General features: G+C 65.5%; 9 protein-coding genes. 5 read left to right on the top strand and 4 right to left on the bottom strand.

Annotated elements, in window-relative coordinates; all coding sequences use genetic code 11:
• Positions 1-250: 250 nt before the first annotated feature.
• Together PNO31109_RS18030 and polA are read right to left on the bottom strand one after the other, a co-directional pair.
• Positions 251-1,690, bottom strand: a complete 1,440-nt coding sequence (locus PNO31109_RS18030) for an NAD(P)/FAD-dependent oxidoreductase (protein WP_150556880.1) — start codon at positions 1,688-1,690, stop codon at positions 251-253.
• Between the two features lie 223 nt (positions 1,691-1,913).
• Entirely contained in the window at positions 1,914-4,652 is a 2,739-nt protein-coding gene (gene polA, locus PNO31109_RS18025; protein ID WP_150556838.1) for a DNA polymerase I, read from the bottom strand.
• Between polA and PNO31109_RS18020 the strand changes: the two genes are divergently transcribed.
• On the top strand, positions 4,653-5,387 hold the full coding sequence (locus tag PNO31109_RS18020) for an LOG family protein (protein ID WP_150556837.1): 735 nt from the start codon (positions 4,653-4,655) through the stop codon (positions 5,385-5,387).
• Between the two features lie 258 nt (positions 5,388-5,645).
• On the opposite strand, the gene PNO31109_RS18010 is transcribed toward PNO31109_RS18020, so the two are convergent.
• Positions 5,646-6,809 (bottom strand): YeeE/YedE family protein, encoded by a 1,164-nt coding sequence (locus tag PNO31109_RS18010; RefSeq protein WP_241013984.1) that lies wholly within the window; start codon positions 6,807-6,809, stop codon positions 5,646-5,648.
• Between the two features lie 458 nt (positions 6,810-7,267).
• Here PNO31109_RS18010 and PNO31109_RS18005 point away from each other — a divergent pair, with 458 nt between their 5' ends.
• From PNO31109_RS18005 to PNO31109_RS17995, 3 genes are all read left to right on the top strand, one after another.
• Entirely contained in the window at positions 7,268-7,639 is a 372-nt protein-coding gene (locus PNO31109_RS18005) for a hypothetical protein (RefSeq protein WP_150556835.1), read from the top strand.
• Positions 7,640-7,784: 145 nt separating this feature from the next.
• Positions 7,785-8,756, top strand: a complete 972-nt coding sequence (locus tag PNO31109_RS18000; protein WP_150556834.1) for a homoserine kinase — start codon at positions 7,785-7,787, stop codon at positions 8,754-8,756.
• A gap of 31 nt (positions 8,757-8,787) precedes the next feature.
• Positions 8,788-9,597, top strand: coding sequence for a BPSS1780 family membrane protein (locus PNO31109_RS17995; protein ID WP_150556833.1), 810 nt, complete (start codon positions 8,788-8,790; stop codon positions 9,595-9,597).
• Positions 9,598-9,674: 77 nt separating this feature from the next.
• Here the strand turns inward: PNO31109_RS17995 and PNO31109_RS17990 are convergent, their stop codons facing one another.
• Positions 9,675-11,990, bottom strand: coding sequence for a UvrD-helicase domain-containing protein (locus tag PNO31109_RS17990; RefSeq protein WP_150556832.1), 2,316 nt, complete (start codon positions 11,988-11,990; stop codon positions 9,675-9,677).
• Between the two features lie 111 nt (positions 11,991-12,101).
• Here PNO31109_RS17990 and PNO31109_RS17985 point away from each other — a divergent pair, with 111 nt between their 5' ends.
• A complete protein-coding gene (locus PNO31109_RS17985; protein ID WP_150556831.1) occupies positions 12,102-14,963 on the top strand; it encodes a valine--tRNA ligase in 2,862 nt (953 codons plus the stop codon).
• Positions 14,964-14,984 lie beyond the last annotated feature (21 nt).

Below are 14,984 nucleotides of genomic sequence, written 5' to 3'. Positions count from 1 at the left end.
CAAACGTCGACGGGACCGCGGCACACGCTGCCGGTCAAGACAACGCGCCGACCGGGCGAGCCACGAAGCCGCCGACCACCGGCCGCCGACCGCCGCGTCTGACGCGAAAAGCACAGCGACGCGTGCGACCCGCGCGGCCGGCGCCGGACGTTCGGATATTACTAGAAAGGGGACGGCGATTGCACTCGGACGAGGGCGCGACGCGGCTCGGACGATTCCGAGGCCGCGCCCGCATCGGCACGTCAATGCGTCAATGCAGTTTCACACGCGGCACCGTCGAGCGACGCAGACGGTTGGCCACCGTATCGAGCAGCATGCGCCACACGCCGTGCAGCGCCGCCACGTGCATGCGATAGAGCGAGGTGTACATCACGCGGGCAAACAGTCCCTCGATGAACATGCTGCCGCCGATGAGGCCGCCCATCAGGTTGCCGACGGCGCTGAACCTGCCCAGCGAGACGAGCGAGCCGAAATCGCGATAGGTGAAGGTCGGCAAGGCACGCCCCTTGAGCCGCGCGTCGATCGCCTTGACGAGAAAGCTCGCCTGCTGGTGTGCGGCCTGCGCGCGCGGCGGCACGAAACCGTGTTCGGACCACTCGCAGCTCGCGCAGTCGCCGAAGGCGAAGATGTCCGGATCGGTCTTGCTTTGCAGCGTCGGCAGCACTTCGATCTGGTTCAGCCGGTTGACCGCCAGCCCGAGCGTACCGAGCACGGCCGGCGCCGTGATGCCTGCGGACCAGACGGTGATGTCCGCCGGCAGCACCTTGCCGCTCGTCGTGGCGACTTCGTTCTTGCGCACTTCGGCGACCGAATCGCCGCACAGGATGTCCACGTCGAGCTTGCCGAGCAGGCCGGCCACGGCGCCCGACACGCGCTCGGGCAGCGCCTTGAGAATGCGTGGACTCGACTCGATGATCGTGATACCGACGTCCTTGCGCGGATCGAGCTTCAGGCCATACGAGCGCAGCACTTCGGCCGTGTTGCGCAATTCGGCCGACAACTCCACGCCGGTCGCGCCCGCGCCCACGATGACGAGATTGACCTTGGGATGATGGGCGTTGCCCGTCTGCACCGAGGACGCAGAGGATGCCGGGCGCGCTTCGACTGCCTGCCCGGCCGCCTGTCCGGCCGCCGCCCCGTCGCCATCTCCGGCAACCGCGGGCGGTCCGGCCGGCGCCACGTCGAGCGCGGGCGCCTGCGCAGCGTTCTGCGCGCGCACGCAGGCGGCCATCAGCCGGCGACGAAAGCGCTCGGCCTGCTCGACGGTGTCGAGCGCGATGGTATTTTCCTGCGCGCCGGGCACGCCGAAGAAATTGGTGGTGCTGCCGATGGCGAGCACGAGCGTGTCGTATGGCAGCGTGCGCTCGGGCAAGAGGTCGCCCTCCCCTTCGTCGGCCGCCGCCGGGACGGCCGCAAGCCGGACCGTCCTGGCTTCGCGATCGAGTCCGATCATTTCGCCGGCGGCGAATTCGAAATGATGCCAATTGGCCTGCGCCACGTAGGAGAGCTGGTGCGTGGCCGTGTCCATCACCCCGGCGGCCACCTCGTGAAGCAACGGCTTCCAGATGTGCGAGAGCGAACGGTCGACCAGCGTTATCTGAACGTCCTTGCCACGTCCGTACTTGTCGCCCAGTCGGGTGACGAGTTCGAGACCGCCGGCGCCGCCGCCGACCACAACGATGCGATGCACACTCACGATGACTCCCGCGCTTGGAAAACCGTCCGGCCGGTCGGCATTTGCGCGCCCGGCGATAACGATTACCTTACCGCAGAGTACGGACTTCGGGTATGCCTGCCGCCCTATGACCGTTATTGGGTGACGCACCCCGGCGGCCCAGCGCGAACGGTACGCAAGCCCGGCGCACCGCCCGGAGCGCCGGCGCCACGCCGTTAATCAGCTTTCAGCGCTCCCTTCAATGCGCCTTTTCCCAGTTGTCGCCCACGCCCACTTCAGCCACCAGCGGCACGCGCAGCTTGGCCACGCCGCACATCAGCTCGGGCAGGCGCTTGCGCACCTGCGCGAGTTCGTGATCGGGGACTTCGAGCACCAGTTCGTCGTGCACCTGCATGATCTGACGCGTTTGCATGCCGCTGTCCTCGAGCCAGCGCTGCACGGCAATCATCGAGAGCTTGATGAGGTCCGCCGCCGTGCCCTGCATTGGCGCGTTGATGGCGGCGCGCTCGGCGGCCTGCCGGCGCGGGCCGTTGCCGCCGTTGATGTCTGGCAGCCACAGCCGGCGCCCGAACACCGTCTCGACGAAGCCGCGCGCCTTGGCGCTCTTGCGTGTCTCGTCCATATAGCGCGCCACGCCGGGGTAGCGCATGAAATAACGGTCGATGTATTGCTTGGCGGCGTCGCGCTCGATACCGAGGTTCGCCGCCAGCCCGAACGCGCTCATGCCGTAGATCAGGCCGAAGTTGATCACCTTCGCGTAGCGACGCTGCTCCGAGGAGACTTCCAGCGGCGTGACCGCGAAGATTTCCGCGGCCGTCGCGCGGTGAATGTCTTCGCCGTTGGCAAAGGCGCGCAGCAGGCTTTCGTCGCCCGAGATGTGCGCCATGATGCGCAGCTCGATCTGCGAGTAGTCCGCCGACACCAGTTGACTGCCCGGCGGCGCCACGAAGGCTTCGCGAATGCGCCGGCCCTCGGTCGTGCGCACGGGAATGTTCTGCAGATTAGGGTCGTTCGACGCCAGACGGCCCGTGATCGCCACCGCCTGCGCATAGTTGGTATGGACGCGGCCCGTCGAGGGGTTGACCATCTTCGGCAGCTTGTCGGTGTAGGTCGACTTGAGCTTCGCGAGGCCCCGATACTCCAGGAGCACCTTCGGCAGCGGGTAGTCTTCGGCAAGCTTCTGGAGCACTTCCTCGTCGGTCGACGGCGCGCCGCTCGCGGTCTTCTTGACGACCGGCAGCTGCAACTGCGTGAAGAAGATATCGCCGATCTGCTTCGGCGAATTCAGGTTGAACTGCTGTCCGGCCAGCGTGAACGCTTCGGCTTCGAGCGCGATCAGCTTGTGGCCGATCTCGTCGCTTTGCGCCGCCAGACGCGCCGTGTCGACGAGCACGCCGTTGCGCTCCATGCGCTGCAGCACGCGCGCCGTGGGCATCTCGATGTTGCTGTAGACGAATTCCAGCGTGGCTTCGCGCGCGATGTCCGGATAGAGCGCGCGGTGCAGCCGCAGCGTGATGTCGGCATCCTCCGCCGCGTACTGGGTGGCGCGCTCGACGCTCACTTCGTCGAAGCCGATCTGCTTGGCCCCCTTGCCGCACACGTCCTCGTACTTGATCGTCGTCACCCCGAGATGGCGCGAGGCGAGGCTGTCCATGTCGTGATTGCGGTGCGATTCGAGCACGTAGGATTCGAGCAGCGTGTCGTGCGCGATGCCGCGCAGCACGATGCCGTAGTTCTCGAGCACGTGAGCGTCGTACTTGAGGTTCTGGCCGACCTTCTTGCGCTCCGGATTTTCGAGCCAGCCCTTCAGACGCGCCAGCACCTCGTCGCGCGGCAGTTGCTCGACGTCGCCCGGCGCGCGGTGCGCCACCGGAATGTAGGCCGCGCGCCCCGGCTCGCACGAAAACGACAGGCCGACGAGCTGCGCCTGCATTGCGTCGAGTGAGGTCGTTTCGGTGTCGAACGCGGTGAGCTCCGCCGCTTCGATGGTCTTGAGCCACGCCTCGAACTGCTCCCAGGTCAGCACGGCTTCGTATTGACGCTCGATCGTATCGGCGGCGGGCGCCGGCGCCGGTTCGCCAGCCTGGGTGGCGAGCGCCGCCTCGAGCTCGCGCAGCAACGTCTTGAAGCCGTGGCGCGCGAAGAAGTCGCGCAGGGTTTCGGCGTCTTCCGGCTGAGTTTGCAGGCTCGCCTCGATCGAGGTGACCTGCGGCGTGAGATCGCAGTCGACGGCCACGGTCACGAGCTTGCGCCCCATCGGCAGCCAGTCGAGCGCGCGGCGCAGATTCTCGCCGACCGCGCCCTTCACTTCGGCCGCATTGGCCACGAGGTTGTCGAGATCGCCATATTGGGTGAGCCACTTCACGGCGGTCTTCGGGCCGCACTTTTCCACGCCGGGCACGTTGTCGACGGCATCGCCCACGAGCGTGAGGTAATCGACGATACGCTCGGGCGGCACGCCGAACTTCGCGCTCACCGCGGCAACGTCGAGCGTCTCGTTCGTCATCGTATTGACGAGCGTCACGTGCTCGTTGACGAGTTGCGCGAGATCCTTGTCACCCGTCGAGACGATCACGCGCATGCCGCGCTCGGTGGCGCGCCGGGCGAGCGTGCCGATGACGTCGTCGGCCTCCACGCCGTCGATCATCAGCAGCGGCCAGCCCATCGCGCGCACCGCTTCGTGAATCGGCTCGATCTGCAGACGAAGATCCTCCGGCATTGCGGGGCGGTGGGCCTTGTATTCGGGATACCAGTCGTCGCGAAACGTCTTGCCCTTGGCGTCGAAAACGCAGGCGCTATACTCTGCATGTACGTCTTTACGCATGCGGCGCAGCATATTGACGATGCCGTGCAGCGCCCCCGTAGGTTCGCCGTTGGGGCCGCGCAAATCCGGCAGGGCGTGATAGGCTCGATAAAGATAACTCGAACCATCGACCAATAAGAGCGTCTTACCTTCCAGACTTTGCTGTTCCGACATATGACCAAGAGAAGAAAAGAAATACCGAGTCTGCGCATGCTGGCAGACCATGAACGCGCCACGGCCAAAAAGGCGCGCGCGTCGTGGCAGATGTTCACGATTATGGCAGAGTTCATCGAGGCCACCGAGTACCTCTCGGAGATCCGTCCGGCCGTGAGCATCTATGGCAGCGCGCGCATCAAGCCGAAATCCCCGTTCTACAAACTGACGATGACCATTGCCCGAAAATTCTCGGACAATGGCTTTGCCGTGATCTCCGGCGGCGGCCCTGGCATCATGGAGGCGGCCAACAAGGGCGCGCATGGCGGCGCCTCGCCGACCGTGGGGCTGAACATCGAGTTGCCGCACGAGCAGAAGGGCAATCAGTACCAGGACATCTCGCTGCGCTTCCGGCACTTCTTCACGCGCAAGGTCACGTTCGTGAAGAACTCCGACGCCTTCGTGATCATGCCCGGCGGCTTCGGCACGCTCGATGAATTGTCCGAAGTGCTCACGCTCATCCAGACGCAGAAGTCGCGCCATGTGCCCGTGATTCTCGTCGGCACGGAGTTCTGGAAAGGACTGCTGGACTGGGTGCGCTCGACCATGCTGCCGATGGGCCTCATCAGCGAGAAGGACCTGGATCTGGTGCAGGTGATCGACGATCCGGACGAAATCCTCAAGGCCGTGTTCGCCTTCTACGACGGCCACATCGAGCCCGAGACCGAAACCAGCGAGAAGATGTTCTACTTGTAGTCGCCCTCGCCTGCGCGGCGTGCGGGGGCATGAAAAAGCGGCGCCCCATGTCCCGCATCTGCCGCACGTCCCGCACGTCCCGCATGCCGCGCATATCGCACATGCCCCGCGTCTGCCGAATCTCCCGCGTCTCCGGAGTCTCCCGCGTCTGCCGAATCTCCCGCGTCTCCGGAGTCTCCCGCGTGTCTCGCGGGCGCCGTTCCGGCCGGGACGGCCTCGGCGAAGCGCGGGGCGCACGGGGCGCCCGCGCGGCGCCGGTCAGCAGGACGTCTCGCGCGGCGTGGTTTCCACTTCCAGGCCGAAGAACGGACGCAGACGCGTACCGACCACATTGCCCAGGAACGCCGCCACGAGCCACAGCCAGCCGTGCAGACTGCCCGAGATGATGCCGCTGAAGTACGCGCCGATGTTGCAGCCGTAAGCGAGGCGCGCGCCATAGCCCAGCAGCAGCCCACCGATGATCGCGGCAAGCAGCGAGCGCAACGGGATCTTCCACACCGGCGCGAATTTGCCGGCTATCGACGCGGCCACCAGGGCACCGAGAATGATGCCGATGTCCATGACGGTGGTGACGTCCTGCGCCACGGGCGCATTGAGCGCCTTCGCCTGCTTGATCCAGTACGGCCACGAGGCTACGTCGACGCCCATCGCCATGAAGGCTTTAGCGCCCCACAGCGCGAACGCCGACGTCACGCCCCAGGGACGGCCCGCCAGCGCGAGCGTCGCATAGTTGAGGAGCACGAGGGCGAGCGCGCCCCACAGCAGCGGCCACGGACCGCGCAAAAGCGCAGGCGCGCCCTTGGCGCTGCGCGTCATCGGCACACCGATGACGCGGCCGTGGCGACGCTTCTCCGCCCACAGCGTGAACGCGCCGATCGCGGCGAACAGCGCGAGATTGGCGACGAGCGCCGGCCACAGGCCCCATGCGCTCACCAGCGAGACGGGCTTGAGGTGCGGCAGCGATTCCCACCACGGCAGATGCGCCGTTGCGACGACCGAGCCGACGATGAACGCGGCGAGCGTGACGATCATGCGCGTGCTGCCGCCGCCCACGGTGTAGAGCGTGCCCGAGGCGCAACCGCCGCCGAGCTGCATGCCAACGCCGAACATGAAGGCGCCGAACGCGACCGACACGCCGAGCGGCGACACCAGCCCGACGACCTTGTTGCCGAACAGCGTTCCGTCGGCCAGCGCCGGAAAGAACAGCAGCACGCCGGCGGCGAGCATGACCATCTGCGCGCGCAGACCCGCGCCGCGCCGGTCGGCGATGAACACGCGCCAGGCCGAAGTGAAGCCGAACGCGGCGTGATAGAGCGTTACCCCGAGCAGCGCGCCGACGGCGGCAAGCGCGGCCTGCCTGGGCCCGACCGCGGCGTTCAGGTAGACGATGCCGAGGACGATCAGGACCAGCGCGGCGGTCAGCGGCCGGGCGTTGTAGGAGGATGGCGAGGCGGCGCCGTTTTGACGGCAGCCGGGGCGGCGGAAGACGACATGACTTGCAGACTCCAGAATGCAGATGGGTGGCACGTGGCCACCCATTGGAACAACTACACAGCGTGCCACATTGTGCCGCCGTCAGGAACGAATGTTTCGTGATTCCTTTATTACCCGACGAAATATAGTGCCTTCCCCACGGCGTTCGCAATCCGCGCCGGCGTGCTACCTCCCGCCGGAAACGTCCTCCGGAACGCCGATCGGGAGTCTGGCGCCCGCCGCTATCTAGAGAACCGCGCCGGCGGCCACGCGAACAACCACGGCATTCCCGGCACGATTTCACAATGCGAAGCGAAACACGTTTGGTAGAATGCACGTATGGGACCCCGCCGCGTCGGCCCGGCTTGCGCCGCGCGACACGGACGCGTTCCCGCCCTCGGAGAATAATGATGAAAACGCGCTTTTCCCGTGCTCTGCCCCTGCTCGTCGGCGCCGGCCTGCTGCTCGCAGGGCCGGTCTTTGCCCAGGACGGCAAGGAGACCGCTGCGCAAGCCGCCAAACGCGAGGCCGACGCCCGCGCGGCCGCATCGAGCACCTCATCGGTCGACGTCAATCAGGAACGCAAGCCAAGCTACTACGTCAACGACCAGGGCACCACGGTGACCGAATACCGCGATCGCGGCAAGCCGACCGAAATCGACGTGCACTCGCGCTTCGGCACCAACTACCAGCTGACCACCCCGCCCGACAACTCGCCGCGCACGCGCGACAACACGTCGCAGAACGACCGTCTGCCGTCCGTCGGCCTGAAGTTCTGAGGCTCTGAGGTCCCTGGTACTCTGATCGCTCGATCGTCGCGCGCGCTGCACGAAATTGCGGCGCGCCAGCATTCTGTCCATCTCGAACAGCGGCCCGTCGCACGCGCGCGGGCCGTTTGTCTGAGCTTCATCCACCAACGCACGCATGGCTGTTTTCACTTCCGTCTCGCCCGCGCAGCTCCAGGAATGGCTGCAACGCTACGATTTGGGGAATGTTCTCGATTTTCGCGGCATCAGTTCCGGCATAGAGAACACCAACTACTTCCTGACGACCGAACGCGGCGAGTTCGTGCTGACGCTGTTCGAGAAGCTCACGGCCACGCAGTTGCCGTTCTATCTGCAATTGATGGGCCACCTCGCGCATCACAGCGTGCCGGTGCCGGACCCGATTCCCGATCGGACGGGCGAGATTCTGGGGGAGCTGAACGGCAAACCGGCGACCATCGTGACCAAACTCGCCGGCCGCTCCGAACTGGCCCCCACGCCGGAACACTGCACGCATGTGGGCGCCATGCTCGCGCGCATGCATCTGGCCGGACGCGACTTCCCCCTCGAGCAGGCAAACCTGCGCAGCTTGCCGTGGTGGCGCGAGGCCGCGCCCGCCGTGCTGCCCTTTCTGAACGACGCCGAGCGCGCGTTGCTCGAGAGCGAAATGGCGCACCAGGAAGCATTCTTCGCCTCGGCCGACTACCGAGCGATGCAAGCCGGCCCCTGCCATTGCGATCTGTTTCGCGACAACGTGCTGTTCGATACGGCGCCGGACGGCTCGTCGCGTTTGGGCGGATTCTTCGATTTCTACTTTGCCGGCTGCGACAAGTGGCTGTTCGATCTGGCGGTGACCGTCAACGACTGGTGTTGCGACCTGTCGACCGGCGTGCTCGACGAGGCGCGCGTGCGCGCCATGCTGCGTGCATACGAGACGGTGCGCCCGCTCACCGACATCGAGGCGTCGCACTGGCGCGACATGCTGCGCGCCGGCGCGCTGCGCTTCTGGCTCTCGCGCCTGTATGATTTTCACTTGCCGCGCGCCGCCGAGATGCTCAAGCCGCACGACCCGGGCCATTTCGAACGAATTCTGCGCCAGCGTATCGAAGCGGTTTCCATTCCCTGGCTGTAACCCCACGCTCCATCGGAGTCATTCGAACCTTATGCAATTGCTTGAAGTCCCGCCGAAGAGTGGTTATGTGTGGCTGCGCCAGGGCATCTGGCTGTTCCGCAAGAACCCGCTCGCCATTCTGACGCTGCTCTTCGCCTATCTGTTCGGCGTGATGGTGCTCTCGATCCTGCCGATCGTGGGCGCGTTTTTGCCGCTGCTCTTCATCCCGGGCCTATCCGTGGGCTTCATGGCAGCCTGCCGCGACATCATCAAGAACAAGCAGGTGCTGCCGCCCGTGCTGCTCGACGGCTTTCGCGCTCACGGCAAGGAGGTGTCGCGCCGGCTGCTCGTGCTGGGCGGCTACTACATCGTCGCCATGGTGATCGTCTTCCTGTTCTCGGCGCTTTTCGACGGCGGCGATCTGCTCGGCAAGATGGTCTTTGGCGGGCGCATCAGCGAAGAGTCGATCGTCAATGGCTCGATGGGTCAGGCCATGCTCGCCGCCGGTGTGGCCTACATCCCCGTTGCGATGATGTTCTGGTTCGCGCCGGTGCTCGTGGCGTGGCACGACGTTCCGCCCGTCAAGGCGCTCTTCTTCAGCTGGACGGCCTGCGTGCGCAACCTGCGCGCGTTCATCGTGTATGGCCTGTGCACGGCCGTGGTGGCGACGGTGCTGCCGTTCATCGTGGCGCTGGCCATGGCCGCGATGGGCGCGTATCAATACGCCATGCTCGTGCTCATGCCGTATTCGATCCTGTTCACCGCCGTGCTGTACTGCTCGTTCTATGCGAGCTATCGCGGCTGTTTCGGCGTCCAGGAAATCGGCGCCATCGACCCCAACGTGGCGCCGCCGGAAGCATAAGCCCGCGCGCGGCTCTCCCACAAAATCAAGGGCGCCCTTGATCATTGTGCGCAAGCCCGCAACGCGCGCCGACAGCGTTACTCGATCGGCTGCAGCTTCGCCACGGCCAGGGCCAGCCACTTTTCGCCGTGGCGGCCGAAGCGCACATGCGCGCGCGCCTCGTCACCCACACCCTCCAGCCCGATGATCTTGCCCTCGCCGAACTTGGTGTGAAAAACGCCTTGTCCGAGCTTGAAGCCGGTCTGCGCCGCGCGCGAGCGCTCGGCCAGCGCCTGCTCCGACTTCGTGGCCGTCCACGCCTCCTGCTTCGGTGCGCCCGGACGCGCGAACCAGTCGCGGTTCCACGCCGGCTCGCCGTGTCCCGAGCGCGAGCCGGGCTGCGCGCGCGGGGTGAGGAACTTCATCACGCCTTCGGGGATTTCGTCGAAGAAGCGCGAGCGCACGTTGTAGCGCGTCTGGCCATGCAGCATGCGCGTCTGCGTGAACGACAGGTACAGCCGCTCCTTGGCACGCGTGATCGCCACGTACATGAGACGGCGCTCCTCTTCCAGCCCGTCGAGCTCCATGGCGCTGTTCTCGTGCGGGAAAAGCCCCTCTTCCAGCCCGGTGACGAACACCGCCGTAAACTCGAGCCCCTTGGCAGCGTGCACCGTCATGAGTTGCACGGCGTCCTGCCCTGCTTCGGCCTGGTTGTCGCCGGCCTCGAGCGAGGCATGCGACAGGAAGCCCGCAAGCGGCGTCATCTCCACCGGCGTATCGGCATCGACCACGCCGTCGGGCGAGGCGAGCACATCCGGCGCGCCCGCCGGCGCGGGCCGCGTCGCGATCAGACGAGCCGGCGCATCGAGCCCGTACCCTTCCTCGGCAATGAAGGCCGTGGCCGCATGCACGAGTTCCTGCAGGTTCTCGATGCGGTCCTGCCCTTCCTTTTCGGTCTGGTAGTGCGCCACCAGACCGCTGGCCTCGATCACGTGCGTGACGACCTCCGGCAGCGTGAGCCGCTCGGTGTCGTGGCGCATCTGCTCGATCAGACGCACGAAGGCGGTGAGATTGGTCCCTGCCTTGCCCGTCATGTACGGCACGGCGGCGTACATCGAGCAGTTATACAGGCGCGCCGCGTCGGCCAGTTGCTCCAGCGAGCGGGCGCCAATGCCGCGCGCCGGGAAATTCACCACGCGCGCGAACGCCGTATCGTCGTTAGGATTTTCGATGAGCCGCAAGTAAGCCAGCGCGTGCTTGACTTCCTGGCGTTCGAAAAATCGCAGTCCGCCATACACGCGGTAGGCGATGCCGGCGCCGACGAGCGCATGCTCCATCACGCGCGACTGGGCGTTGCTGCGATAAAGGATGGCGATATCCTGGCGCGAAAGCCCCTGCGCGACGAGCGCTCTGATTTCCTCGACGAGCCAGCTCGCTTCCTGCAGGTCGGTGGCCGCCTCGTAGACGCGGATCGGCTCGCCATGGCCCGCATCGGTGCGCAGATTCTTGCCCAGACGCCGCGCGTTGTTCGAGATCAGCGCGTTTGCGGCGTCGAGGATGTTGCCGTGCGAGCGATAGTTCTGCTCGAGCTTGATCAGGTGGCGAACGCGGAATTCGCGCTCGAAGTCGGCCATATTGCCGACGTTTGCGCCGCGAAACGCGTAGATGCTCTGATCGTCGTCGCCCACGGCGAACACTGCGCCGTCCGGGCCCGCGAGCATCTTGAGCCAGGCGTACTGCAGCTTGTTGGTGTCCTGGAACTCGTCGACGAGGATGTGGCGAAAGCGCGCCTGATAGTGCGCGCGCAGCGGCTCGTTGTGCCTGAGCAGTTCGAAACAGCGCAGCAGCAGTTCGGCGAAATCCACCACGCCTTCGCGCTGGCACTGCTCCTGATAGGCCGTATAGAGCTCGACGAACTTCTGGTTGAAGGCGTCGTTGGCCTCGACCTCGTGCGGGCGCAGGCCTTGCTCCTTGGCGTTGTTGATGAAATATTGCAGGTTCTTGGGCGGATATTTCTCGTCGTCGACCCCGGCGGCCTTCATCATCCGTTTTATGGCGGAGAGCTGGTCGGCCTGGTCCAGAATCTGGAAGCTCTGCGGCAGCCCGGCGTCGCGAAAATGGGCGCGCAGCATACGGTTGCACAGACCGTGGAAGGTGCCGATCCACATCGCGCGCGTGCTGATGGGCAGCATCGCACCCAGGCGCGCCTGCATTTCCTTGGCGGCCTTGTTGGTGAAGGTGACGGCCAGAATGCCCGCCGGGCCGACATGGCCCTGCTGGATGAGCCAGGCGATGCGGGTGGTGAGCACGCGCGTCTTGCCGGAACCCGCCCCCGCCAGGATCAGGGCCGGCTCGTCCGGTAGTGTCACGGCGGCCAGTTGTTCGGGGTTCAGGTTGGCGAGCAGATCGGGCATGTCGGGAAGGAATTTCGAGTGAAGCCCGATTATAAATCCTGCTGCGGCGCGGAAATGGCACCGAATCTTTTATAATTCAAGGTTTCACGCATTACACGGTCCATTCAATCCATGAGCGACAGCGACAATACGCTTGCCAAGAGCTTCGAGCCGCAGGACGTCGAAGCCCACTGGGGCCCCGAATGGGAGCGCCGCGGCTATGCGCGCCCGACTTTCGACGACGCCCGCGAAGATTTCAGCATCCAGTTGCCGCCGCCGAACGTCACCGGCACGCTGCACATGGGTCACGCGTTCAACCAGACGATCATGGATGGCCTCGCGCGCTATCACCGCATGAAGGGCGCCAACACCCTGTGGGTGCCGGGCACCGACCACGCCGGCATCGCCACCCAGATCGTCGTCGAGCGCCAGCTCGACGCCCAGAAAGTCTCTCGCCACGACCTCGGCCGCGAGAAGTTCGTCGAACGCGTGTGGGACTGGAAGGAACAATCGGGCAGCACCATCACGCGGCAGGTCCGTCGCCTGGGGGCCTCCATCGACTGGAGCCGCGAGTACTTCACCATGGACGAGAAGATGTCGCGCGCCGTGCGCGACGTGTTCGTCACGCTCTATGAGCAGGGGCTGATCTATCGCGGCAAGCGCCTCGTGAACTGGGAATCGACCCTGCTCACGGCCGTGTCCGACCTGGAGGTGGTGAGCGAGGAGGAAGACGGCTCGCTGTGGCACATCCGCTACCCGCTCGCCGACGGTTCGGGCTCGCTCACGGTCGCGACCACGCGTCCGGAGACGATGCTGGGCGACGTCGCACTGATGGTTCATCCGGAGGACGAACGCTACAGGCACCTGATTGGGAAGATGGCCAGACTGCCGTTGTCCGATCGCGAGATTCCGGTCATCGCCGACGATTACGTCGACCGCGAGTTCGGCACGGGTGTGGTGAAGGTCACCCCGGCGCACGACTTCAACGACTACGCCGTCGGTCAGCGCCACAACCTGCCGCAGATCAACATCCTCACGCTCGACGCGAAGATCAACGAGAACGCCCCGGAAAAGTACCGCGGCATGGATCGTTTCGATGCGCGCAAGCAGATCGTGGCCGACCTCGAGGCCGAGGGGCTGCTCGAGTCGGTCAAGCCGCACAAGCTGATGGTGCCGCGCAGCGACCGCACCGGCACGGTCATCGAGCCGATGCTCACCGACCAGTGGTTCGTGGCGATGAGCAAGCCGGCACCCGAAGGCACGTTCCATCCGGGCAAGTCGATCACCGAAACGGCGCTCGACGTGGTGCGCAATGGCGAAATCAAGTTCGTGCCGGAGAACTGGACCACGACCTACAACCAGTGGCTCGAGAACATTCAGGACTGGTGTATTTCCCGTCAGCTCTGGTGGGGCCATCAGATTCCGGCCTGGTACGACGAAAACGGCAACGTGTACGTCGCCCGCACCGAAGCCGAAGCGCTCGGCAAGGCGCGCGCGGCCGGCTACACCGGCGCACTCAAGCGCGATGAAGACGTGCTCGACACGTGGTTCTCGTCCGCGCTGGTGCCATTCTCCTCGCTCGGCTGGCCGCAGGAGACGCCGGAACTGAAGCACTTCCTGCCGTCGTCCGTGCTGGTGACGGGCTTCGACATCATCTTCTTCTGGGTGGCGCGCATGGTCATGATGACCACCCACTTCACCGGCAAGGTGCCGTTCAAGACCGTGTACGTGCACGGCCTGGTGCGCGACGCCGAAGGCCAGAAGATGTCCAAGTCCAAGGGCAACACGCTCGATCCGATCGACATCGTCGACGGCGTGTCGCTCGAGGCGCTGGTCGCCAAGCGCACTACCGGACTGATGAATCCGAAGCAGGCGGCGAGCATCGAGAAGAAAACCCGCAAGGAATTCCCCGATGGGATCGCGCCGTTCGGCACCGACGCGCTGCGCTTCACGTTCGCCTCGATGGCCACGCTCGGACGTAACATCAATTTCGACCTGGCGCGCTGCGAAGGCTATCGCAACTTCTGCAACAAGCTGTGGAACGCCACGCGCTTCGTGCTGATGAACTGCGAAGGCCACGACTGCGGCCTGGCGCCGTGCGTGGGGGACTGCGGCCCCGACGGTCAGCTCGACTTCTCGCGCGCCGATCGCTGGATCGTATCGCTGCTCCAGCGCGTGGAGGCCGACGTCGAAAAGGGCTTTGCGGACTATCGTTTCGACAACATCGCCAGCGCCATCTACAAGTTCGTGTGGGACGAGTACTGCGACTGGTACGTCGAGCTGGCCAAGTGGCAGCTCCAGAACGGCACGCCGGCACAGCAGCGCGCCACGCGCCGCACGCTGCTGCGCGTGCTCGAGACGGTGCTGCGCCTCGCGCACCCGATCATTCCGTTCATTACCGAAGCGCTGTGGCAGAAGGTGGCGCCCCTGGCCGGCCGTTATCCGGCCGACAAGGCGCCGGGCGAAGCGAGCATCATGGTGCAGCCGTACCCGGTCGCCGACGCCGGCAAGATCGACGAGAGCGACGAGGCGTGGATGCAGCAGCTCAAGGCGGCAGTCGACGCATGCCGCAACCTGCGCGGCGAAATGAACCTGTCGCCGGCGCAGCGCGTACCGCTGCTGGTCGCCGGCGACGTGGATTTCCTCAAGTCGATCGCGCCGTATCTCCAGACGCTCGCGAAACTCTCCGAGGTGCAGGTACTCGCCGACGAGGCGGCACTCGACACGCAGGCGGCCGGCGCGCCGCTGGCCGTGGTAGGCGCCAACAAGCTGGCGCTGAAGGTGGAAATCGACGTTGCAGCCGAGCGCGAGCGCCTTGGCAAGGAAGTCAAACGCCTCGAAGCGGAGATCGCCAAGTGCCACGGCAAGCTGTCCAACGAGAGCTTCGTGGCCCGCGCTCCGGCCAATGTCGTGGAACTTGAGAAGCAACGGTTGGTCGACTTTGAAGCGGTCCTCGGCAAATTGCAGGCACAGCTCGCCCGCCTGCCGGCCTGAGACGCCCTCAAATCAAATAGG

Origin of the sequence: Pandoraea nosoerga, assembly GCF_902459585.1 — a bacterium.
Lineage (GTDB): Bacteria > Pseudomonadota > Gammaproteobacteria > Burkholderiales > Burkholderiaceae > Pandoraea > Pandoraea nosoerga.
This window is presented reverse-complemented; position numbering and strand designations above follow the sequence as displayed.